Here is a 22,825-nt window from a genome sequence, read left to right on the forward strand (position 1 = left end):
AGCCTAGTCACGGGAGGGCACACCGTCCGCGAACCGGGCCAGCGGATTGGCCAGCCGCCCGGCCATTTGGAGTCCGCCCGAGGGGTCCGCCAGGTCCAGCATGTGCTGGTTGTTGCGGAGCTGCAGCCGGTTCAGGCAGGACAACGCGAAATCCGGGGCGAAAAGGTCGTACCTGGCGTACTCCGCGGCAAGCTGGGGATGCTGCGCCTGGTAGTCCCGGACGGCGGCGGCCGCCGTCCGCCAGAACTCCTCCTGGGGAAGGACGCCGTCCTCATCCAGCAGGGCGCTGAGGAAACGGAAGATGCAGTCGAAGACGTCCGTGAAGATGGCCAGCACCTGTTCGCCGTCCGGTATGTCGGCCTTGATGCGGGCCACCTCGTCCGGAAGGTCCAGCCGGTCACCCATCACCACGATCTCCTCGGCGATGTCCTTCATGATGGCGCTGGCGGGCACGCCGTCCTCCAGCACCAGGATCACGTTCTCACCGTGCGGCATGAACGCCAGCCCGTACCGGACGAGGCAGTGCACCAGCGGCACCAGGTAGGCCTCGAAGTAGCGGCGGAGCCATGCCCCGGGGGCCAGTCCGGAGCGCTCGATGAGGGCCGACGCCATGGGCTTTCCCGTGGCGTCCACGTGCAGCAGCGAGGCCATGGTGGCCAGCTGCCGGCCGTCCTGCAGCAGCGGCAGCGGGCTTTCCCGCCACAGTGCGGACAGCATCTTCCGGTAGGGCGACCCGCTGGCGGAGCCGGCCTCGTAGTACCCGTTGTGGTACCCGATCGCTGCCACCTCGCCGATCATGGTGAAGCCCCGCTGAGTGAGCGCCTCGTCGGCTTCGATGAGGCCCCGCAGCCAGTCGTTGATGACCGGCGTGGCCTTCATGTATTGCGGTGACAGGCCCCGCATGAAGCCCATGTTCAGCACGGACATGGCGGTCTTGACGTAGCTCCGGGACGGGTGGCTGGTGTTGAAGAACGTGCGGATCGACTGCTTTGCCTGGTAGGTGTCGGTTCCGGTGCCCAGGTGCACGATGCGCTGCCGGGCGATCTCGGCCGCGAAGGTCACGGTCAGTTTGTTCTCCCACTGCCACGGATGCACAGGCATGAAGAAGTACTGGTCCGGGTCCAGGCCCAGCAGCCGCAGTTCATTGGCGAAGTCTCCGGCAAGAGCGCCCAGCTCGGCGTCCAGGTGTGTCCGGTAGTCCAGCCCTGCAGTCGCCGTGAATACGGCATGGGAACGCTGCACAGCGATCCATTCCAGCAGCACCGGAGCGCCTGTTTCCGGCGCGAAGGCGTGGTAGTCGCTGATGCCGAAACCCAGGCGCCCGTTGTTCGCCACGAAACAGGGATGCCCCTCGGTCATGCTCCGCTCGATGGCCTGGAAGTCGGCGGCAGTGTCCCGGCCGCCGGTGACGCCGGCCGCGAGTTCGGCTGCGGACGGCTGGCCGGACCCCTGTTTGTAGGCGTGGCTGGCCAGTGTGCTGCTGATTTCCTCAAGGTAGACCGGGAGCATCTGCGGGGTGATGCCCAGTGTTCCGTGGAAAACGGTGATGAATTCCAGGGCGTCCAGGGGCGCTTCCGCGCCGTTATGGAGGTGCCGGATGGACGCGGCATCGATGGACCAGTGGTCGAGTTCGAGGATCCGGGCCGTGAACCGGTATTCGTGCGAGCCGTCACCGCTGGCGAGGCGGTAGGTGCCGGCACCAGCCGCGCCGGATTCTTGTTCCGGGGCGAGGATCCGCTCGTGGGAGAACTCGGCGAGCGCCTTGCGGAGCAGGTGCCGGTTGGCGGCGTCCCAGCGGGCGGGCGCCAGGTGGGCTACGGCGGCACGCGTGGCAGTGGCTGCGGCAGCTGTTCCAGGGTTGGGACGGGCTTCGAGGTGGACGGTCACAGTGCTCCTTCGGGGATGCTGATGGGGGTTGCTGGGCGTGGGTGCGCGGGCGGGAGGAGTGACCGGGCGGCCAGGTAGCCGGAGCGGGTGCAGAAACTCAGGAGGGCCTCCTTGTCCGGCAGGGCCACCGTCCCGGCAGGCTGGAAGCCAAGCCGTTCGTTCAGCGCATGGATCCTGGTGTTGCGGACATCCGGTTCCACCACCACGCGCTCCACCTCCGGCCGGGAGAACAGCCGGGCCAGGACGGCGTCCATGACGGCGGTGGTATAGCCGTGTTCCGGCCCGGACGACGGCGGAGCCACCAGCAGGTGCATCCCCACGTCACCGGGCTGGACGGCGTAGGTGGCCGCCAGGGGCGAAAGGGCCGGAAGGTACTCCTCCACCAGGAAGGCGGGCACACCGCCGTCGAGACCCAGGAGTGCGTGGTGGTGTCCGCTCGACTGGATTCCGGCGTACTCCTCCGCCACGTCGGCCACGCTGGCGGACAGCATCCCCCAGAACGAAGCGTACGGCCGGGTCACCCAGCCGTGCAGCAGCAGGGCGTCTGCCTGGGCGTCCAGGCAGCGGAACGTGAACCTCATGCGTGCACCTCCCGGGAAACAAGGTCAGCCGCCGGGAGAACACTGGCGGGGGCGCCGAACTCCTGGAAGGCGATGCTCCGCTCCACGGGGTACACCTCGCGGCCGGTGATGTCCCGCAGGATGCAGGAGTTGCGGTAGGCGCCCATCCCCAGGTCGGGGGTGGCGAACCCGTGGGTGTGCAGTTCGGCGTTCTGGACAAAGATCTCGCCGGGAACCACACCGGTGCTGTAGTTCCGGTCCACCGCGAACCTGCCGGCGCCGTCGCGGGCGATCCGGTCCTGCACGCCGGCCAGGAACGCCGGCTCCCGGTAGCCGTAGCCGGTGGCGAACACCACGGCGTCGCTGTCCAACGTGTAGGAGCTGCCCTGTTCGTCGTGGTGGAGCTGCAGCGTGTGGGTGCCCGCGGCCGGGTCCCAGCGCGCGGCGGTCAGGGTGGAGTGGGTGAGCAGCCTGCTGTTGACCACGCCGGAGAGGCTCCTGGCGTAAAGCAGGTCGTAAATCGCATCGATCAGGTCCGAATTGATCCCCTTGTAGAGGTTCTTCTGCGTCGTGTTGAGGCGGTCCCGCCGGTCCTGCGGCAGCGCATGGAAGTAGTCCACGTACTCGGGTGAGGTCATCTCCAGGGTCAGCTTGGTGTACTCCAGCGGGAAGAACCGGCCGGAACGGGTCACCCAGTCCAGCCGGTAGCCGTGGACGTCGGCTTCCTGCAGGAGTTCGTAATAGATCTCGGCGGCACTCTGGCCGCTGCCCACGATGGTGATGCTGCGTTGCTGTTGGAGCTCGGCTTTCCGGGCCAAGTAGTCGGCGTTGTGGAAGGCCACTCCCCCGTGTCCCGCCGCCGCGGCGGCGGTGATGTCCGCGCCCGCAGCCGGGATGTTGGGCGAGGTGCCGGTTCCCAGCACCAGCCGCCGGGCCCGGAGTACCTCCTGCCCGGCCGGACCGTCCACGCTGAGCCGGTACACGCCGTCGTCGTACCGCACATCCAGCACCGTGCTGCCGAACCGTACGGACGGCAGCTGGCCGGCCACCCACTGGCAGTACTGGTTGTACTCGGCGCGCAGGGGGTAGAAGTTCTCCCGGATGTAGAAGCGGTAGAGCCGTCCGGTCTGCTTGAGGAAGTTCAGGAACGAATAGGGCGAGGTGGGGTCCGCCATGGTCACGAGGTCGGCCATGAAGGGCACCTGGAGGTGCGCAGGCTCCAGCATCATCCCCGGGTGCCAGTCAAAGGATCCGCGCTGCTCCAGAAAGATGCCCTCCACACCCTCCACAGGCTCGGTAAGGGCGGCGAGCCCCAGGTTGAAGGGCCCGACGCCGACCGCGGCAAAGTCGTAGATCGTGCGGTTGTCCGGGGTGCTCATGCTGCGGCGCCCGTCAGGAGTCCGGCGCCGGTGGTGCGGACGAGGCCGACGATGCCGGCAATGTCCTCAAGCGTTGCCTCGGCGTTGAGCAGGGTGAACTTCAGGTAGTGCCGGCCGCCCACCGTGGTCCCGGCCACCAGCGCCTTGCCGGAGGCGAAGATGGCCGCCCGGATGGCGGGGTTCAAGGCGTCTGCGCTGTCCTCAGAAAGCCGTTTGCCGTCTTCCAGCCGAGGCCGGTACCGGAACACCAGGGTGCTGAGGTGCGGCTGTGCCGCGAGCTCGAAGTCGTCATCGGCCTCGAGCAGGGCGCCCACCCGCGCCGCGAGGTCGATGGCCTCGTCGAACAGGGCACCAATGGCGTCTGCACCCATGATCCGCAGGGTAAGCCAGAGCTTGAGGGCGTCGAACCGGCGGGTGGTCTGGATGCTCTTGTCCACCTGGTTGGTGATCTCGGCCAGGGCGGCGCTTTCCGGGTTGAGGTAGTCGGCGTAGTAGGTGACATGCCGCAGCATCGCGGATTCGCGGACCAGGAGGGCGCTGGAGCTGACCGGCTGGAAGAAGGTCTTGTGGAAGTCCACCGTGACCGAGTCGGCCAGGCCGGTGCCGTCCAGCAGGTGCCGGTACCGGCCGGAAACCATGAGCCCGCCGCCGTACGCGGCATCGATGTGCAACCAGGCGCCGTAGGCCTGGGCGAGGGCGGCGAGGTCTTCGAGCGGGTCCACGGCGCCGAAGTCCGTCGTTCCGGCGGTGGCCACGACGGCCATGGCGGTCAGGCCTGAGTCCTGGGCTTCCGCCATCGCTTCGGCGAGGGCTCCGGGGTCCATCCGGTGGTCAGCGGTGCAGGGGATGCTGATGACTGCGTCGAGGCCGAGGCCCAGCAGGGAGGCCGATTTCCGGATGCTGAAATGGCTGTCCGCGGAGGTGAAGATCCGCAGGCTGTCCAGCAGTGCCGGGAGGCGGAGTCCGGCGTGGGCGGGATCCTGGCGAAGTCCCGCCACGGCGTGGTTGCGGGCGATGAGAAGTGCCTGCAGGTTGGACTGGCTGCCGCCGGAGGTGAAGATACCGTCGGCATTGCCACCCAAATGGAGCCGCCCTGCCGCCCAGTCGATGAGGCGGCGCTCGATCATGGTGGCGCCCGCGCTCTGGTCCCAGGTGTCCAGCGAGGAGTTCACCGCGGACAGGATGGCCTCGCCCACCAGTGCGGGGATGACCACGGGGCAGTTAAGGTGGGCGGCGTACCTGGGGTGATGGAAATAGACGGCGTCGCGCAGGTACACCTCCTCAAGTTCCTGCAGCGCCGCCGCCGTATCCGGCAGCGGGCTGTCCAGGTCCACGGCGGCAACCCGGGCCTGCATCGCTGCGGGTTCGACGCCGGTGAACGGCCCGGTGGTCCGCTCGAGCCTGGTGGCCACGGCGGTGACCCCCTGCAGCACCTGCGCCACGTACCTGGCCGAGTTGCGGGTGTTGAGCAGGTGGTTTCCGGCGGCCAGCGCCAGTTCGATGCCGTCACTGAAGTCCTTGGCGGCGTGGCCTTCGGGCCGTTGCCTCCCGGGTTGGGCGCCACCCCCGGGTTGCTGCGGCAGGTGGCTGGTGTGGTCGTGGCGGGTCATCAGCGGCACAGTTTTTCCTTCACTTGGATCGTTCAGTAAGGACAGCCTTACTTAGGTGACCCTTTTAATCAAACTTTTGTGCCGTAATTATTCAACTCGGAATGCAAAGGCTAGGCTGGTGGCGTCGCGGGCGGGCCAGCCTGGCGGCGCACAAAAGGGGGAAGTATGGACCAGCAACCATCCGGCATCGTCGGGTTCCGCGAAGTGGACCGGGAGGGGAATCCCGTCCCGCCCGAACTGGAAGGCCAGGAGGAGGCGGCAAGGCCCTGGGTGGCACCAAACCCGTTCATCGTGGCGTTGTGGCTGTTGGCGGCGGGGATGATTGCCATTGCCATGTGGACGCTTCTTCGGGGTCCGGTCGCCATAGGGCCCATCAGCAACGGCCTGTCCTTCGACTTCGTGCTGTTTACCTTCGCGCCGCACCTGATGCTTATCGGCCTCAGCACCGTGGTGATCCTGCTGCTGTGGCACGCCTGGCGCTGGCAACGCCGCCGCAGCTGACCCGGGAGGATGCTCCATGGCAGCCTCCCTGCCCGCACCCCAGGCAGGCTCCGACTTGTGCGGCATATAGTAAGCATGCTTTGCTTATGGGGCAGATGAACCTCCGCAAGCAGTTCGCGGCGGGGTTGCCAGCGTTGGCGGCTCCGTGAAAGAAGCCCAAGGAAGAACATAATGACCACCGCAACGGAAGACCAGCTGACGGCGTTTGGGGAGCGCACCGGGGAAGCTGGGAAGCTCTTGACCGCCACCGTACCCGTGGACGCAGGGTTGCTCTTGACCCTGAACACACGCATGCATTGCCGCACACCGATGCAGCGCGTCGACCATGGCGAACTGCCGGTCCGGCAGCCTGTGTACGTTGACGGGAACTCCGTCGTTGCCCTCCGGCCCGGATCCGTTCCGGAGAGCGTGGTCACCTACCGCTGCGCCTGCGGCTTCACCATTGACGATCCCGGCACGGCCGTGCCCGTAACCGACCAGGCCCTGGCCAGCTGAGCCCCCGGGCCAGCTGACGCCTCGCCCAGTCCCGGCCGGGAGCGGCAGTCAGTTCTGCGGCCAGTCGACGAACTGGCCGTACCCTTCGTGCTTGCGCAGGTAGCTGGAGATGAACGGGCAGTGCGGGATGATCCGCTTGCCCGTGGCCACCACGTCATCCAGGGCAAAGTGCGCAAGGACTTTGCCCAGCCCCTGGCCCTCGAAATCCTGGCCGGTTTCCGTGTGCGTAAAGTCGATATGCCCGGGAAGGTCCTGGAAGAAGGCCTCCACGGCCAGCCTGCCGTCCACCAGTAATTCGTACCGGTGCTCCGCGTCATTGCGCCGCAGCGAAACGTTGGCGGTGAATCTGTCTTCCGCGGAGGTGGTGTTCTCGGTCATGGTTCGACACTGGCACTACTTGACCCCGCTGGCAATGCCCTTTCTCCCCCTCTTCCGGCGTGCCCGCTGCGGCCGGCCGGAAAGCAAAAGGACCGCCACGGAGAAACAGGCGGTGCCGGCCGCCAGCAGTCCCAGCGACAGTCCGTTCAGCGCTGCGTCCGCCACGGGGATGAAGACCACCACGACGGCGGCCCCCGCCACGGCGGGCCGGCAGCGGACGGCGCGCATCGCCGTCGTCCGTTCCTCCAGCCTGCCAAAGGCTGCCGCCACCGGCAGGAGCAGGAGGACCAGCGCGAGGACCACAAGGGGCCGCGACCACCACCATTCAGCGGTGCCGGAGCCCGGCTTGGGAACCGGTGCCAGGAGCAGCAGCCCGGACATGGCGCCCAGCAGGGGCAGGTGCCACAGGTACACTGTCAGGGACCGGGCACCGGCAAGTGCCAGGAGCCGGCCGATCCATGGGATCCCGGCGAGCGGAGCCAGGACCGGCCGCCCCAGTTCCATCACCGCCAGCTGGGCAATGCCCAGGATCACCAGGGTCAGGTTGGGCGGGTTGAGGTTGACCAGCATGTTTCCCCGGTACAGGCCCAGTCCGGTCACCAGCCCCAGCAGCAGGTTGGCGGCCACAGCGATGCCCAGCAGGCCGGAGCGGGAAAGGCCGGAAAAGTAGCCGTCCGCGGCCAGGAACCCCAGTTGCTGCACGGCGCACCACACGAACACCAGGTTCGCGTTGGCGAGGTCCGGGAGGGCGCCGCGCAGGCAGTCCACCGCAACCACCAGGGCCGTGAGCACGCCAAGGACCAGCCAGGGAGCGCGTGCATGGAGCGCCGCCAGGACGGGAATGTTCAATTGCGCCGCGAGGTAGGCGGCGAGGAACCACAACGGCATGCCCGCCCCGGTGGCCATGAGCTGGACTACCTGTGGGTCCACACCCAGCACGGCCGCCACGGAGAGACCCGCCACCATCGCTGCCAGCAGGGCCGTGGCCGGGCGGACCAGGCGGAGGAGGCGCGCCCTGATGAACTGCGCGGCCGTCCCGCCGCCCGCCTTAAGCCGCCGCCAGGACTGCAGGCCGGTGATGCCGCCGGTGACGAAGAACAGCGGCATGACCATGAAGATCCAGATGATGGGTTCGAACCAGTCCTGCAGGGCGAGGGTGTTCTCCGTCGTCACGGTCCCGTCGGGATGCAGGACCGGGCTGACCATCATGGAGTGGCCCACCACCACCAGAACCAGGCAGATGAAGCGGACAAGGTCGATGGCCGGATCGCGGCGTGCCGCGTCCGCCCCGGTTCCTGTCCCCCGCGCGCTGATGTCCGGCATGGGTGGACCTATAACGGCCTGGCGTCGTCCACAGCACCATTGTGCCCCGGGGCTCCCGCGGTTTTAAGGACTTACGTCCCTTCTGCCCTTACAGGAGCACTGCCGGGAGTCCCAGTACGACGGCGAGCAGCGGCATGGTGCCCTGCGTTGCGGCGGCGCGCAGGTACTTTCGCCCGGTCAGGGCCAGGACGGCGGCAGCCAGCAGCATGGAGCCGCAGCAGCTGAAGATGAGCGTCCAGCCTGCCACGTCCTGCCACGTGCCCGCACCGCGGAGGGCCACGAGTCCCACGCCGGTGAAGGCACCGACGGCCAGGAAGAGGTTGTAGAAGCCCTGGTTGAACGCCAGTGGCCTGGTGGTCTCGGCATCCGATTGGGAGGCGACCCCGAAGCGCTTCCACGTAGCCGGCCGCGTCCAGGTAACCGACTCCATGGTGAAGATGAAGACGTGCAGCGCGGCGGCGAGGAAGGCAAAAAGAAGGGAGGCCAGGATCATTGCTTGATCCTAGCCTCCAGTGGAAACCTTCATACCCCTGGCAGGCAGCCCGAAGTGAAAAGGAGGAGGCCAGGACCGGCTGCTTGATCCTGGCCTCCCGTTCGTGGAAATTTCCGTTCCCGCTACCGCGCCAACGTTTCCAGGGTGGCGGCGGCAAAATCCTTCGCCGACGTGTTCCACCGCGCCAGCAGGCCCTGCAGGTTCTCACCGTCGGCACGGTGGGCGGGCAGCTGGTCCTGGAGGGTGGCCAGCACGCCGGTCCGCAGCTCGGTGTTGAAGTTGACCTTGCCGACGTTCATGGCTGCGGCCTTGACCAGCTCTTCCGCGGGGATTCCGGAGGCGCCGTGCAGGACCAGGGGAACGTGGATCCGGGCAGCGATGTCCTGCAGCACGTCCCAGCGCAGCCGCGGTTCGCCCTTGTACTTGCCGTGGACGTTGCCTACCGCGACGGCGAGAAGCTGGGCACCGGTGCGGGACACGAAGTCCTCCACCTGCGCGGAGTCGGTCAATCCTGCCACGTCCGCGCCGGACTGGCCGGCCAGCTGGTCGGCGGAGAACGCGCGGTCCTCGTCCCCTGCCAGGCCACCGAGTTCGGCCTCGAGGACCACGTCGGGTCCCAGGAGAGCGCGGGCGCCCTGGACCAGGGCGATGTTGTCCCCGTACGGGAGGGCGGAACCGTCGGCCAGGACGGAATCCGCGCCTGCCTCGACGGCGGCGGCCATGACGCCGAGGTCGGATGCATGGTCGAGCTGCACCGCCACGGGCACGGCGGCGGCGTCGGCCAGGCCGCGCAGCGCCGAAAGGAGCCGCAGCCCGTTGGCGGTGGCGGCGGTCTTGGGCGCCACCAGCAGGATCACGCCCCTGCCGGATTCTTCGGCGGCACCCACCACGGCCAGCGCAGTGGTGAAGTCGTAGCAGGTGAAGGCCGGGACGGCGGAACCCTGCTGCAGGGCGGAGGTGACCAGGTGGTCCAGGCGGGTTCTCATCAGGCGCCCAGTCCTCCCACCAGGATCCAGGCCACAAAGGTCAGTGCGAAGCCGGCAAGGCCCAGGATGGTGGTCAGGACGGTCCAGGTCTTCAGGCCGTCGGAGACGGTAAGGCCGTAGTAGCGGACCACAACCCAGAAGCCGGCGTCCGTCACGTGGGACAGGCCCAGGGCACCGAAGCCGATGGCGATGACGATCACGGCGATCTGGGCGGGGCTGTAGCCGCCGCCGCTGACCGCTGCGGACAGCAGGCCGGTGGTGGTCACGATGGCCACGGTGGCCGAACCCTGGGCGGCACGGAGCGCCAGCGAAATGATGAAGCCGAGCAGCAGCAGCGGCACGCCGAGCGTGTCCAGGGTCTTGGAAAGTGCGCCGCCGATGCCGGAAACCTGCAGGACGTTGCCGAACACGCCGCCGGCGGCCACCACCATCAGGATGGAGGCGATGGGAGGGAGCGACCCTTCGAAGATCTCACCGGTCTCCTTGAAGGACCAGCCGCGGCGGACGGCCAGCAGGAAGAAGGACAGGGCCACGGCCACCAGCAGGGCAAGGAACGGGTTGCCGACGAAGGCTGCCAGGCCGTACAGCGGGTCAGTCTTGGGGAGGATGAGGGTACCGGCGGTGCCGAGGAGGATCTGCACGATCGGGGCGGCGATCAGGAAGATGATCAGGCCGGGCCGGGGAGGCGCGATGGCGGCGGCACCCGGTCCGTCGTGGCCCACCTTAACCAGCGAGTCGGAGCCGAACTCCTCCACCTGGGTCTTCACGGCGGGCAACAGCTCGTAGTCCTTGCGGTTCATGATGGACGCCACCCAGTAGGACAGGAAGCCCAGCGGGATGCAGATGAGCAGCGAGATCAGGGCGATCAGTCCAATGTCCGCGCCCAGCACGCCGGCGCCGGCAACGATGCCCGGGTGCGGGGGAACTGCCACGTGGATGGCGAGCATGATGCCGGCCATGGGGAGGCCGAACTTCACGGGGTGGACCTTGGCGATCTTGGCGAAGGCGTACACGATGGGCACCAGCACGATGATGCCCACTTCGAAGAAGACGGGGATGGCCACCAGAAAGCCGACGGCGGTCAGCGCCACGGCCACGCGGCGGGCGCCGAGCTTGCGGGTGAAGTGGTCGGCCAGGGACTGGACGCCGCCGGAGACCTCGATCATTCGGCCCAGCACGGCGCCGAGCGCAATGAGGATGGCCACCTTGCCCATGGTGCTGCCCACGCCGCCGGACACCACGGTGAAGATGTCCTGCAGCGGGATGGTTGCCGCCACGGCCACCAGGATGCTCACTGTCAGCAGGGCCACGAAGGCCTGGATCTTGAAGCGGATGATCATGACCAGCAACACGGCGATGCCGACCGCTGCGATGGTGAGGAGCAGGGGGGTGCCAAGCTCCACGGCGGGCTTGATGGCCGGGGCGTCGGCCGCCCGCTGTATCAGCGGACTCATCAGGTGGTTCACGGAATGTCTCCTTTGACGTGCCGGTCTGGGCGCAGACGGGCAGCAGGTCTTACGGCGGGGATGACACGCTGCGGGGCGGTGCCGGCAACGCTGGGAGGTACGACGACGGCGGAGGGGGGACCGCCGTCGTCGTACCGGTGGGGGGAAAGACGCTTACTTGGTGCGCTTGGACGGCGCGACCACTTTGATGACCGCGGAGTCGTCGGCTGCGGCGAGGCCTTGGGCCTGGCCCAGCAGGTAGAGCTGCTCGGCGGCGGCGGCCACGGGGGCTGCCAGGCCGGCGGCACGGGTGGCCTTGCCCACGATGCCCATGTCCTTGACGAAGATGTCCAGCCTGGACAGGACCTCGGCGCCCTCTTCGTTGTAGGCCTCCAGGATGCGGGGGCCGCGGTTGGAGAGCATGAAGGAACCCGCCGCGCCTGCCTCCAGCGCGGCGAGGGTCTTGGCCTGGTCCAGCCCCAGGGCGTCGGCCAGGGCCAGGGCCTCAGCGGCGGCCGCGATGTGGACGCCGCACAGGAGCTGGTTGACCGTTTTCAGGGCCTGGCCGTCGCCGGGGTTGTCGCCCACCACGGTCAGGGTGGAGGCCAGCAGGTCCAGGGCGGGCGCTGCCTTTTCGCGGGCTTCGGGGGAAGCGCCAACGACGATCAGCAGGTCGCCTTCGCCGGCACGCTTGGGTCCGCCGGAGAGGGGCGCGTCCACCAGGTCCACGCCGTATTCGGCCAGCTTGGCGACGGTGGCGGGAATGGCGTCCGTGCCAACGGTGCTGCCGAGGATGACGACAGCACCTGGCTCGAGGACCGGGGCCACGCCGTTTTCGCCGAAGAGGACGTCGTTGAGCTGTTCGCCGTTGCGGACGGCCAGGAGCACGGCGTCGGCTCCCTTGGCGGCTTCGCGGGCCGTGCTGAAGGTGGCGATGCCGGCTTCCCGGGCAAGTTCCAGGCGGGGTTCGGCGATGTCGAAGCCGTGGACGGTGAGCTGCGAGGCCAGGCGGGTGGCCATGGGCAGGCCCATGGCGCCAAGGCCCAAAACGGTGACGGTGTAGTTGCTGGTCATGGTGTTCTCCGTTGAATTCTTGCGGTGGGACGGATCAGAAAGTGTTGCTGAGCTTGCGGGTGACCTGGGCCAGGGAGTCGTCGTCGCCCACGTTGCCGGCGAAGACGATGTAGGGGATGCCCTTGGCGGGGCCGTCCACCGGCTCCCAGAGGCTGACGATGCCCGGGAGCATGGGGCCGCGGACAATGGCGTGGCGGATTTCCAGGCCGTGGGCTGCAACATCCGAGGACGTGATGCCGCCCTTGGCGATGACGAACCGCGGCGGGAAGGTCTTCAGGGTCCGGTTGACCACGTCCACGACGGCGGCGGACACGGTCCGCGCGATCCGCAGGCTTTCGGCGGGATCGTCGGTCTTGATAAGCAGGCGGCTGGTGTGCACGATGACGTCGCCCGAGCGGAGGGCCTCGACGACGGCATCCACGGTCCGGTCCAGGTGCCCAGCCGCCGTGGCGCCGTCGCCGAGGAGCTTTTCGACGTCGATCTCGATGATCCGCGCCGAGCGGTGTTCCGCGGTGAGGACATTGAGCTGCCGGGTGGTGAGGCCGACGTGCGAGCCCACCACGATCAGGCCGCCGGCTTCGGAGGGGGTATTGCCCGCGTAGGCTTCCTCTGCGGTCAGCGCGGTGCGGATTTCCTGGCCGATCCGGCCCCGGACGAACGGCGGGCCCACGCGGTAGAGGAGCTTCTTGCCGCGGCGTTCGGCTTCTTCAAGGCCCAATGCCAGGGCCCGGAAGTCGTTCTCGGTGACGATGTCCGCCACGATCGGCGTGGAGTCGGTGGCCGGTTCGATGGCGTCCGCGATGGCCTTGGCGGAGATCGCGGGGTCCTGGGCGGCCGCGCCGGCGCGGATGATGTTCAGGTCCAGGACGATGACGGCGTCGGCGGGGAACCGGCCCTGTGACTTTTCGGCGACGTAGTCGGCCATGACGGAGGTGCTGAAGCCAAAGGTGGCGTCCTTGGCGAACTCGGTTTCGGCGACGGGGACCAGGGTGCCCTTTGCGTCACCGGTGCCGCGCATGTAGTGGACGCCGCCGATGGTGAGGCGGCCGGCGTCGGGGAATGCCGGCACCAGGACAACGCCGTCGGTCTTTTCACCGCTGACCTCTGCAACCGTGGCGGCGATGACGTCCGGTTCCAAAGGGTAATGGCCGCGGAGCGTGGAGTCGCTGCGGCTCACGAATCCGAGCCGCAGGCTGGAACCGGCACTGTTACCGGCGGCACCGGTTGAGCCTGCGGCGGCCAAGGCATTCCGGACCACTTCCTCATTGCGGGCCGCGGCTTCCGCGGGATCCAGGCTGCGGGTGTTGGTGAGGACGTAAACCGCGGGCTTGCCCTGGGCGAAGGCCCACGCGAAATCCTGCACGTCCCACCGGGTGAGCACGGGCAGGTCGGCCACGGACTGCGTGCCGGTGGGGTCGTCGTCCAGGACCACCAGGACGCGGGGAACGTCGGCGGTGGAAGCGGCCAGCGCGCCGGCAACCAGCCCGGCCGGGATCTCGAGGTCCGCCGGGTAGGCGGCCAGAACGTCTGCTTCATGCGTCACAGTGCACTCCGTTGTGTTTCGATCCGGGCTTGCGGATCCTGGTGTAAAGGTAACTGTAAGATGTCTGACATCTTGCATTTGAAGTTAGTGTGGCACACGGCATACGGACGCGCAAGTACACTTGTCTGACATATCCGCCGCGCTGGTGCCGCGGGAGCAGGAATCGGGGGCACAATGGCAAGGAAGTCACTGGTAGGCGTAGTGGCCGACGAGTTGCTGGACCGCATCATCGAAGGCGAGTTCCCGCCCGGCTCCACCGTCCCCGGGGAGCATGAACTGAGCGCCCGCCATGAGGTGAGCCGCATGACGGTCCGTGAAGCCATGAAGACGCTGCAGGCCCAGCGCATCCTGAGTGTGGAACGCGGCAGGGGAACGTTCGTCAACCCCCTCAGCCGATGGGCCTCACTGGAAGCCGTACTGCGCGCGGCATCCGAGGGGAAGAACGACGCGGACGCCTCCATCCAGCTGATCGAACTGCGGCGCATGCTCGAAACCGGCGCCTGCGAGCTCGCCGCCGGACGGATCGCGGAGGAGGACATCACTGCGCTCTTCAACTACATTTCCGCGATGAAGGCGGCCCACAGCATCAACGACGTCGCAGCCTTCGTGGAGGCGGACCTCGCCTTTCACGATGTCATCCTGCACGCCTCGGGGAATGTTTTCGTGTCAGTCCTTTTTGAACCGCTGCACCGCGTGCTGGAGAAGCGCAGGACCGAAACCTCCGCCGTCCCGGCCATCCAGGAGCACGCCATCGGCCACCACCAGAACATCGCCGAGGCCCTGGAATCCCGCGATGCAGGCCGGGCGCGAGAGGCCATGGACGCCCACATGCAGCAAACCCTGGACGACCTGAAGCAACTGGTGCTCGAGGCCAAATAGCCCGCTCCCCCGCCGGTTTCTACTGCTGCGCCTAATTGCCGCAGCCCCCTGTTCAACCCTCCCGGACTCCTACTAGGCTTCAGGAACGGCCCGCAACCGGGAGCATCGATGATCACGAGGAGCGAAGTTGTCCAACCACACGTACAGCATTTCTGAAATTGTCGGCACCTCCACCCAGGGCGTGGACGACGCCGTCCGCAACGGCATTGCCAAGGCATCGCAGACCCTGCGGAACCTCGACTGGTTCGAGGTGAAAGAGGTCCGCGGCCACCTGGAGGACGGCAAGATCGCGGACTGGCAGGTCACCATCAAGATCGGCTTCCGGCTGGAAGACCACTGACTCAACGGCTTTAAACGCCGGAGAGGCCGTGAAGCTTTTGCTTCACGGCCTCTCCGTGCTTAACGGGATGTGCGTTAGTTCGCCGTACCCGGGCTGCGCCGGCGCCACACGGTGGGCACGCCGTCGAACGCGGGAAACACATGGCCTTCGAAGAAGGACAGGACCGTGTGCGGGTCCAGGTCAGGGCTCCACAGGCCCGAAGCCGGGCAGTGTGAACCGGTGGCGGTGGAGGCAGTGCCGGCTGACGCCTGGCGTTCCTTCAACAGGGCGATGCGTTTCATCGTTGAGACCATCCTGGGGTGATAAAAACTGGGCAAAGAAAGCTGGTACTCCCACCCTAGGAAACGCCTGTCCCCGTACCAATGGGCGCATGGCCAGAATGCACCGCCCACGCTGGACGAATGTACAGAGCGGCACGGGATGCCGGCCCGCCTTAGTCCCAGCTCAATCCTTACCACCCTGCTCGGCCGCAGCAACGCTCCCCTGGTCCGGGCCTGCCCCGGGCGCCGCACCAAGGCTGCCGAGGAGCGCCAGCGCATCCGACGACGGCGATCCTGGCCTGGCGGAGTACACCCGCAGCGTCTGGTCGGGGTCCTCCGGCAGGACGAGGTTTTCAAAGTTCAGTTCCAGGTCCCCCACGGCGGGATGGTGCAGCCTGACGGTGCCGGCAGCCCGCGTCGCCACCCGGTGTCCGGCCCACCACTGCCGGAAGTGCTCGCTGTGGACCGCGAGTTCGCCTACGAGGTGGTTGGCCTGCGGGTCATTCGGGTGCCGCCCCACGTCCAGCCGCAGGGAGCCCGCCGCTTCTGCCGCCACCGTCTTCCAGTCCCTGAACAGTTCCCTGGCAGCAGGGTCCAGGATGGCCCAGCGGGTCAGGTTCCGCTCCGCCGGCGGCAGCGACGGGAAATCCGCGAACAGCAGGAACGCCATCCTGTTGCCGGCCAGCACGTCGCTCCGCCGGCCCAGGACCATCGCGGGCACGTCCCCCACGGCATCGAGGAGCTGGCGCAAAGCCGGGCGGACACCCTGGGCCGTGGTGGCGCCGGGCTCGCGGGGCGCACCTGCACAGTTCTCCAGGAGGTCCAGCATGTGCGCGTGTTCGCTGCTGTCCAGCCGCAGGGCCCGCGCCACCGCGTCCAGCACGGTCCGTGAGGGGTGGATGTTCCGGCCCTGCTCCAGCCGCACGTAGTAGTCGGTGCTGACTCCGGCCAGCCGGGCGACTTCCTCGCGCCGCAGCCCCGGCACCCTCCGCGCGCCCGTGCTGGGACCCGTTCCCGCGACCTCCGGACTCAGCCGGGACCGCATGGCTTTGAGGAATTTTCCGAACTCGGCGCTTTGACCCATGCAGACCATTCTGCCCGCGATACCTGCGGGCCTCTACAACGAAGGTAGGACTGGCAGTCCTAGGAAAAACAGGAACAGCCTTCCCTGCTGACTTGGCGGCGAAAAGTGCATAGGCTCAGGAGTGAGCCAGCGGAAACCGCTTTCTCGTCACGTCGAGCAGCCGGCATCCATCAACGCCAATCTTCCGTTCCACGCCCCATACCGTTCCAAGGAGCACACCCATGTCAGAGCTGACACTCAATAACGGCGTCACCATCCCGCAGCTTGGCTTCGGCGTCTTCCAGGTCCCGCCGGAGGACACCCAGCGGACCGTGGAGGACGCCCTCGAAGCAGGCTACCGCCACATCGACACCGCCGCCGCCTACCGCAACGAGGCAGGAGTCGGTGCAGCACTTGCCGCCACCGGCATCCCCCGTGAGGAAATCTTCGTCACCACCAAGCTCCGCAACGGCGAGCAGGGCCGGGCGCAGGAAGCCTTCCAGAACAGCCGCAAGGCCCTGGGCCTGGACTTCATCGACCTCTACCTCATCCACTGGCCGGTCCCTTCCCAGGGCCTCTTCGTCCAGGCCTGGAAGGAGATGGAGCGGCTGTACGAGAACAAGGAGATCCGCGCCATCGGCGTCTCCAACTTCCTTTCCGACCACCTGGACACGCTGCTGGAATCCGCCCAGACGGTGCCGGCGGTCAACCAGATCGAGCTCCACCCGAGCTACCAGCAGGCAGACCTGGCGGCAAAATGCCGGAGCCTGGGCATCGCCGTCGAGGCTTACAGCCCGTTGGGGCAGGGCGGCGACCTCAACGGCGATGCCGTCACCGCCATTGCCCGGGCCCATGACGCCACCACCGCCCAGGTGGTGCTCGCGTGGCACCTGGCCAGCGGCAACATCGTCATCCCCAAGTCCGCCAACCCGGACCGGATCCGGGAGAACTTCGCGGCGTCCACCCTCACCCTGACCGACGACGAACTCTCCGCCATCACCGCGCTGGAGTCCGGCGCCCGCATCGGGTCCGATCCCGCCGTCGCCTCCTTCACCCAGATGTAGGTTGCCCGCCGGCCAATCTCCGGCCGGGCCGACCACCTGCCAGCCCTACACCGCAGGCACCTTCCGAAAGGACTTTCCGTGCAGTACACCCATTTGGGCCGCTCCGGCCTGAAAGTTTCCCGCCTTTGCCTGGGCACCATGAACTTCGGTCCGCAGACAGAGGAAGCGGACGCGCACAGCATCATGGACTCCGCCCACGCGTCCGGCATCAACTTCTTCGATACCGCCAACGTCTACGGCGGCGCCGAGCACCGCGGCTGGACCGAGGAAATCATCGGACGCTGGTTCGCCAAGGGCGGCCAGCGGCGCGAGCACACCGTCCTGGCCACCAAGCTCTACGGCACCATGACGGACCGGCCCAACGAGTCCAAGCTCTCGGCCCTGAACATCCGCCGTGCGCTGGACGCGAGCCTCAAGCGCCTGCAGACGGACTACATCGATGTGTACCAGTTCCACCACATCGACCGCGATACGCCGTGGGACGAGATCTGGCAGGCCATCGAAGTGGCCGTACAGCAGGGCAAGATCCTGTACTCGGGCAGCAGCAACTTCGCCGGCTGGCACATCGCCCAGGCGCAGGAGGCAGCACGCCGTCGGAACTACACGGGCCTGGTCAGCGAGCAGTCCATCTACAACCTGTTCATGCGGCAGGTGGAACTGGAAGTCATCCCGGCTGCACAGCAGTACGGGCTGGGCCTCATTCCCTGGTCGCCGCTGCAGGGCGGGCTGCTGGGCGGCGTTCTCAAGAAGGAGCGCCAAGGTGTGCGCCGTACCGAGGGCCGCGCCGCGGAGACGCTGAAGCAGCACGAAGACCAGATCCGCCAGTATGAGGACTTCGCCGACGAACTGGGCCACGAGCCCGGCGACGTGGCCCTGGCCTGGCTCCTGCACCAGCCGGCCGTGACCGCCCCGATCGTGGGCCCACGGACGCAGGAACAACTGGACGCCGCCATCCGCGCCCTCGATGTCACCCTTGATGGGGACGCACTCAAGCGGCTGGACGACATCTTCCCCGGCCACCGCACGGCGCCGGAAGACTACGCGTGGTAACCCCCGCCGGGGCCGCGGATACGGTGGCGCCGAGGAACATCCTCTTCATCGGCGGCACCGGGGTCATCAGCGCGGCGGCGGCAGAACGCGCCGTCGCGCTGGGCCACCGGCTGACCATCTTGAACCGGGGCCAATCCACCAGGCCCGTCCCGGAGGGGGCGGAGGTGCTCCATGCGGACGTCCGTGATGCAGCGGCCGTCCGGGAGGTGCTGGGCGGAAGGGAGTTCGACGCCGTAGCAGACTTCATCGCCTACACTCCGGACCAGGCGCAGGCCAGCATGGAGTTGTTCCGGGAACGGACCGGGCAGTACGTCTTCATCAGCTCGGCCTCCGCGTACCAGAAGCCGCCCACCAGGCTGCCCATCCGTGAATCAACACCGCTGAAGAACCCCTTCTGGCAGTACTCCCGGGACAAGATCGCCTGTGAGGATCTGCTGTTCCGGGCCTACCGGGAGGACGACTTCCCGCTGACGGTGATCCGGCCCTCGCACACATACGACCGCACCAAGATCGCCATGGTGGGCGGCTGGACGGACATCCACCGTATGCGCAGCGGCCTTCCGGTCATGGTGCACGGCGATGGCACCTCGCTGTGGACGCTGACGCACAGCAAGGATTTTGCCAAGGCGTTTGTCGGACTGCTCGGCAGGCCGCAGGCGGTGGGCGAAAGCTACACCATCACTTCCGATGAGTACCTGCCCTGGAACCAGATCTACCGGCTCTTCGCGAGGGCGGCAGGCGTCCGGGAACCGGAACTTGTCCACGTCGCCTCCGAAACCATCGCCGCCCACGACCAGGAACTGGGCTCCAACCTCCTTGGCGACCGGTCCCACTCCGTGGTCTTCGACAACACCAAGATCAAATCCCTGGTGCCGGACTTCACGGCCACCATCCCGTTCGCGGACGGCGCCCGGGAGATCGTGGAGTGGTACGACAGCCACCCCGAACTGCAGCAGGTGACGGAGTCCTACATGCAGCTCTCCGACAAGCTGACCAGCTGGGCGCGGCAGGGGGCCTGACCAGGCGGAAGCCTGGCCAGTGTCCTGCCCCGCAGCGGCCTGCCGCACGCACCTGCCACGCGCGGCGGCCGGCAAGGGGCCGCACGCACCTGCCACTCGCGGCGGCTGGCAAGTCCGGCAGGCCGGCTGTGCTACCTTCGGCGCATGACCTTGCCCCCTTCCGAACAACCCGTCGATGTGCCCGTTTCCGCCGCCATCGGACTCCTGGCCATGCAGGGTTTCGACGCAACGTCGGTCGAGGAACTGGCAGAAGCGTCGGGAATGAGCCGCAGTACCTTCTTCCGGCGGTTCGGGTCCAAGGAGGACGTTGTCTTCGCCGACCATGAGCGGATTCTGCAGCAGGTGAGGGAGCGGCTGGCCCAATCAACGCTGGAGCCTTTGGCCGCCGTTGCGGACGCGGCGCTGCTGGTCTTCAACCACCACCTGCGGAACCGCGAAACGTCACGGGCCCGCTACGGCCTCCTGCAGGCGGTACCCGCGCTTCGCGACCGGGAGCTGGTGACGTCGCACCGGTACGAGCGTGAATTCCTCACCTACCTCAATGGCACGCTGCCCAGCGAGGGCCGGGGGGAATTCGCAGCCGTGGCTTTCGCGGCGGCTGTGGTGGCCGTGCACAACGCCTTCCTTCGCGAGTGGCTGCGCGCGCCGGCGCAGGAGGACGCCGACGCCCTGGACAGGAAGAGGACGGCAGCCCTGGCCCGCGAACTGCGGACCCTGGCCGAGACGTTCAGGCCTGCACTCCTCGGCGCCGTCCCTGCCCAGCCGGCACCGACCGTCGTGGTCACCGTCCTTCCCGGCCCCGCGGACAAGGACGCCATCGCCAAGGCGGTCCTGGACGCGCTCCCCTAACACACACCCAGTGAAACGGAGTTTCTTGACGTGGAACTCAGTTTCAATGCATCCTTAGTCGGTGTGGGCCACGCCACAATACAACGATGGCCCCTTCGCCGATTTTGAGGATGCACAAACATGACGACGACGTCGCTTGGCCCGGTGCCGGCCCGTACCGAAAACCCGGGCAACTTCCCCGCGGGCACCGTTGAGCCCGACTACTGCCTGACCGATGCCCTCGGCACCGATCCGGCATCCGTTTTCACCAGGATCAACGACGAAGACCGCGCCTTCCGGGACCGCGCCCGCGACTTTGTCCAGGATGAGGTCCTCCCCGTCATTGACGGCTACTGGGAACGCGGCGAGTACCCGCTGCACCTCCTCCAGCGCCTGGGCGAACTGGACCTGCTCCGCGACGGCATCACCGTGGAGGGCTTCGCACCCATGAGCAGCATGGCCGCCGGCCTGGTGAACATGGAAATCAGCCGGGGCGATGGTTCCGTGGCCACGATGATTGCCGTCCAGGGCGGCCTGGCCCTGCGCTCCGTGGCTGAATGCGGATCCGCGGCGCAGAAGGAACGCTGGCTGCCGGCGATTGCCAGGGGCACGGAATACGCGGCGTTCGCGCTCACCGAGCCTACCCATGGCTCCGACTCGGTGGCCTTGGAGACGACCGCGACCCGGACGGCTGGCGGCTTCCTGCTCAACGGCGAGAAGAAGTGGATCGGCAACGGCTCCGTGGGCGGCGTCAGCATCGTCTGGGCCCGGGGCGACGACGGCCAGGTCCACGGTTACCTGGTTCCGCAGGACTCCCCCGGCTACACCGCCACCAAAATCGAAGGCAAACTTGCCCTCCGCGCCATCTGGCAGGCCCACATCCGCCTGGAGGACGTCTTCGTCCCCGAGGAGAACGTCCTGCCGGGGGCACGCACCTTCAAGGACACGGCCCGGGTGCTGCTGGCGACCCGGTTGGGCGTGGCCTGGTCCGCCGTCGGCCATGCCACCGCCTGCTACGAAACGGCCGTCCAGTACGCCAAGCAGCGCAAGCAGTTCGGCCGGCCGCTGGCCGCCTCCCAGATCGTCCAGGAACGGCTGGCCCGGATGCTCAGTGAGCTGGCCACCATGCAGCTGATGGTGGTGCAGATGACGCGGCTCGATGAAGCCGGAACCCTCACGCCCGAGCAGGCATCGCTCGTGAAGTACACCTGCACCCGGACCGCACGCGGTATCGCCTCCAACGCACGTGACCTGCTGGGTGGCAACGGCATCCTGCTGGAAAACCGCGTCGCCAGGCACCTTGCCGACATCGAAGCCATCCACACCTACGAAGGCACCGAAACCATGCAGGCGCTCATTATCGGCCGCGGCATCACCGGCACCTCGGCCTTCGCCTAAGCCCTGCCGTTCGGCTTTGGCTGCCCGTCATCCCCTGAAAGGACTGTTCTTGAACCAGAACGCCAACATCCCCGTCATCCTGGGCGGCGCCCGCACCCCGTTTGGCAGGTTCCGCGGCGGCCTCACGCCCTTTTCCGCCAGCGAACTGGGCGCCCACGCCATCCGCGCCGCGCTGGAACGCACCGGCGTGGCACCGGAACAGATCGGCGCCGTCATTGTCGGCCAGGTCATCCAGGCCGGAGCCGGCCAGGGCCCCGCACGCCAGGCCAGCCTGGCCGCCGGAATCGGCTGGGACGTTCCCACCATCACCATCAACAAGCTCTGCCTGTCCGGCCTGACGGCCGTGATCGATGCCGCCCGGATGATCCGCACGGGGGAAGCCGACTTCATTGTGGCCGCCGGCCAGGAATCGATGACCAATGCGCCGCACCTGGTCCCCGGGCTGCGCGCTGGCGTCGTCATCGGAGATGCCCCCATGCTGGACTCCCTGAACCATGATGGGCTGCAGGACCCGGTGAGCAAGAAGCTCATGGGTGAGGCCACCGATGCCGGCAACGCCGAACGCGGCATCACGCGCGAAGAGCAGGACGCCGTCGCGGCCCGCTCCCACCAGCGTGCCGAAGCCGCCCGCGCCGCCGGGATCATGGCGGAGGAGATCGCACCGATCGAGATACGGCAGCGCAAGGGACCTGCCGTGACCCTCGAACACGACGAAGGCATCCGTCCGGACACCACCGCCGAATCCCTGGCGCAGCTCCGCCCGGCGTTCTCCAAGGCGGAGACCGCCACCATCACGGCAGGGTCGTCGTCGCCCCTTTCCGACGGTGCAGCGGCGCTGGTCATTGCCAGCAAGGCAGCCGCGGAAGCAGCAGGCCTGGAGTGGATCGCCGAGATCGGCGCCCACGGCCAGACCGCAGGCCCCGACGGATCCCTGCATTCCCAGCCCGCCCGGGCCATCGAGCGCGCGCTCAAAGACCAGGGACTCACTGTGCAGGAGCTGGACCTGGTGGAAATCAACGAGGCCTTCGCCTCGGTCCTCATCCAGTCCGCCAACGATCTCGGCATCAACACCGAAACTGTCAACGCCGAAGGCGGCGCCATCGCACTCGGCCACCCCGTGGGCGCCTCGGGTGCACGCCTGGTGCTGCACCAGGCGCTGGCGTTGAAACGCCGCGGCGGAGGCACCGGCGTCGTGGCCCTCTGCGGGGGCGGCGGCCAGGGCGACGCCCTGATCCTCACAGCGTGACCCA

Annotated in this window: 22 protein-coding genes and 1 pseudogene; 10 read left to right on the forward strand and 13 right to left on the reverse strand. The window is 67.6% G+C overall.

What is annotated here, in order from left to right:
* Positions 1-3: 3 nt before the first annotated feature.
* The 4 genes from RM50_RS08655 to RM50_RS08670 are packed head-to-tail and all read right to left on the reverse strand — an operon-like array spanning position 4 to position 5,445.
* On the reverse strand, positions 4-1,887 hold the full coding sequence (locus RM50_RS08655; RefSeq protein WP_043451855.1) for an IucA/IucC family protein: 1,884 nt from the start codon (positions 1,885-1,887) through the stop codon (positions 4-6).
* Entirely contained in the window at positions 1,884-2,468 is a 585-nt protein-coding gene (locus tag RM50_RS08660) for a GNAT family N-acetyltransferase (protein WP_043451859.1), read from the reverse strand. Before RM50_RS08660 ends, RM50_RS08655 begins: the two co-directional genes overlap by 4 nt.
* A complete protein-coding gene (locus RM50_RS08665; RefSeq protein WP_043451862.1) occupies positions 2,465-3,826 on the reverse strand; it encodes a lysine N(6)-hydroxylase/L-ornithine N(5)-oxygenase family protein in 1,362 nt (453 codons plus the stop codon). The genes RM50_RS08660 and RM50_RS08665 overlap by 4 nt, the downstream gene beginning before the upstream one ends.
* Positions 3,823-5,445 (reverse strand): pyridoxal phosphate-dependent decarboxylase family protein, encoded by a 1,623-nt coding sequence (locus RM50_RS08670; RefSeq protein ID WP_430929402.1) that lies wholly within the window; start codon positions 5,443-5,445, stop codon positions 3,823-3,825. Before RM50_RS08670 ends, RM50_RS08665 begins: the two co-directional genes overlap by 4 nt.
* 156 nt (positions 5,446-5,601) lie before the next feature.
* On the opposite strand from RM50_RS08670, the gene RM50_RS08675 reads away from it, so the two are divergent.
* Together RM50_RS08675 and RM50_RS08680 are read left to right on the forward strand one after the other, a co-directional pair.
* A complete protein-coding gene (locus RM50_RS08675) occupies positions 5,602-5,937 on the forward strand; it encodes a hypothetical protein (RefSeq protein ID WP_043451866.1) in 336 nt (111 codons plus the stop codon).
* A 171-nt stretch (positions 5,938-6,108) separates the two neighbouring features.
* Positions 6,109-6,432 carry a hypothetical protein gene (locus RM50_RS08680; RefSeq protein ID WP_043451868.1) on the forward strand — a complete coding sequence of 108 codons (324 nt, stop codon included), beginning with the start codon at positions 6,109-6,111 and terminating at the stop codon, positions 6,430-6,432.
* Between the two features lie 48 nt (positions 6,433-6,480).
* Here the strand turns inward: RM50_RS08680 and RM50_RS08685 are convergent, their stop codons facing one another.
* From RM50_RS08685 to RM50_RS08715, 7 genes and pseudogenes are all read right to left on the reverse strand, one after another.
* On the reverse strand, positions 6,481-6,810 hold the full coding sequence (locus RM50_RS08685) for a GNAT family N-acetyltransferase (protein WP_043451870.1): 330 nt from the start codon (positions 6,808-6,810) through the stop codon (positions 6,481-6,483).
* Positions 6,811-6,825: 15 nt separating this feature from the next.
* A complete protein-coding gene (locus RM50_RS08690; RefSeq protein ID WP_043451872.1) occupies positions 6,826-8,133 on the reverse strand; it encodes an acyltransferase family protein in 1,308 nt (435 codons plus the stop codon).
* Between the two features lie 88 nt (positions 8,134-8,221).
* Entirely contained in the window at positions 8,222-8,626 is a 405-nt protein-coding gene (locus tag RM50_RS08695; RefSeq protein WP_043451874.1) for a DUF1304 domain-containing protein, read from the reverse strand.
* Between the two features lie 122 nt (positions 8,627-8,748).
* On the reverse strand, positions 8,749-9,612 hold the full coding sequence (locus tag RM50_RS08700) for a class II fructose-bisphosphate aldolase (protein ID WP_043451876.1): 864 nt from the start codon (positions 9,610-9,612) through the stop codon (positions 8,749-8,751).
* Positions 9,612-11,078, reverse strand: a complete 1,467-nt coding sequence (locus RM50_RS08705) for a GntP family transporter (RefSeq protein ID WP_043451878.1) — start codon at positions 11,076-11,078, stop codon at positions 9,612-9,614. Before RM50_RS08705 ends, RM50_RS08700 begins: the two co-directional genes overlap by 1 nt.
* A gap of 159 nt (positions 11,079-11,237) precedes the next feature.
* Positions 11,238-12,131 (reverse strand): annotated as a pseudogene (locus tag RM50_RS08710) (NAD(P)-dependent oxidoreductase); the annotation flags it as partial.
* Positions 12,132-12,165: 34 nt separating this feature from the next.
* Entirely contained in the window at positions 12,166-13,674 is a 1,509-nt protein-coding gene (locus tag RM50_RS08715; RefSeq protein WP_043451882.1) for a four-carbon acid sugar kinase family protein, read from the reverse strand.
* A 174-nt stretch (positions 13,675-13,848) separates the two neighbouring features.
* On the opposite strand from RM50_RS08715, the gene RM50_RS08720 reads away from it, so the two are divergent.
* Positions 13,849-14,553: a FadR/GntR family transcriptional regulator gene (locus RM50_RS08720; RefSeq protein ID WP_043451884.1), complete on the forward strand. Its 705-nt coding sequence runs from the start codon at positions 13,849-13,851 to the stop codon at positions 14,551-14,553.
* 127 nt (positions 14,554-14,680) lie between these two features.
* Positions 14,681-14,893, forward strand: coding sequence for a dodecin (locus tag RM50_RS08725; protein ID WP_043451886.1), 213 nt, complete (start codon positions 14,681-14,683; stop codon positions 14,891-14,893).
* Between the two features lie 74 nt (positions 14,894-14,967).
* Here the strand turns inward: RM50_RS08725 and RM50_RS08730 are convergent, their stop codons facing one another.
* Together RM50_RS08730 and RM50_RS08735 are read right to left on the reverse strand one after the other, a co-directional pair.
* Complete coding sequence (locus RM50_RS08730; protein ID WP_043451888.1) at positions 14,968-15,174, reverse strand: hypothetical protein; 207 nt, start codon at positions 15,172-15,174, stop codon at positions 14,968-14,970.
* Positions 15,175-15,337: 163 nt separating this feature from the next.
* The gene (locus tag RM50_RS08735; RefSeq protein WP_043451890.1) at positions 15,338-16,237 is read right to left on the reverse strand and encodes a helix-turn-helix domain-containing protein; all 900 of its coding nucleotides are present in this window, start codon (positions 16,235-16,237) and stop codon (positions 15,338-15,340) included.
* Between the two features lie 221 nt (positions 16,238-16,458).
* Here RM50_RS08735 and RM50_RS08740 point away from each other — a divergent pair, with 221 nt between their 5' ends.
* The 6 genes from RM50_RS08740 (at position 16,459) to RM50_RS08765 (ending at position 22,821) form a co-directional block, all read left to right on the forward strand.
* Positions 16,459-17,280, forward strand: coding sequence for an aldo/keto reductase (locus RM50_RS08740; RefSeq protein WP_043451892.1), 822 nt, complete (start codon positions 16,459-16,461; stop codon positions 17,278-17,280).
* Positions 17,281-17,358: 78 nt separating this feature from the next.
* Complete coding sequence (locus RM50_RS08745; RefSeq protein WP_043451895.1) at positions 17,359-18,330, forward strand: aldo/keto reductase; 972 nt, start codon at positions 17,359-17,361, stop codon at positions 18,328-18,330.
* Complete coding sequence (locus RM50_RS08750; protein ID WP_043451898.1) at positions 18,324-19,349, forward strand: NAD-dependent epimerase/dehydratase family protein; 1,026 nt, start codon at positions 18,324-18,326, stop codon at positions 19,347-19,349. The genes RM50_RS08745 and RM50_RS08750 overlap by 7 nt, the downstream gene beginning before the upstream one ends.
* Before the next feature lie 144 nt (positions 19,350-19,493).
* Positions 19,494-20,198, forward strand: a complete 705-nt coding sequence (locus RM50_RS08755; RefSeq protein WP_043451900.1) for a TetR family transcriptional regulator — start codon at positions 19,494-19,496, stop codon at positions 20,196-20,198.
* 120 nt (positions 20,199-20,318) lie between these two features.
* On the forward strand, positions 20,319-21,575 hold the full coding sequence (locus tag RM50_RS08760; protein WP_043451903.1) for an acyl-CoA dehydrogenase family protein: 1,257 nt from the start codon (positions 20,319-20,321) through the stop codon (positions 21,573-21,575).
* A gap of 49 nt (positions 21,576-21,624) precedes the next feature.
* Positions 21,625-22,821 (forward strand): acetyl-CoA C-acetyltransferase, encoded by a 1,197-nt coding sequence (locus RM50_RS08765; protein ID WP_043451905.1) that lies wholly within the window; start codon positions 21,625-21,627, stop codon positions 22,819-22,821.
* Positions 22,822-22,825 lie beyond the last annotated feature (4 nt).

Origin of the sequence: Pseudarthrobacter phenanthrenivorans (genome assembly GCF_000813845.1) — a bacterium.
Classification (GTDB): Bacteria; Actinomycetota; Actinomycetes; order Actinomycetales; family Micrococcaceae; genus Arthrobacter; species Arthrobacter phenanthrenivorans_B.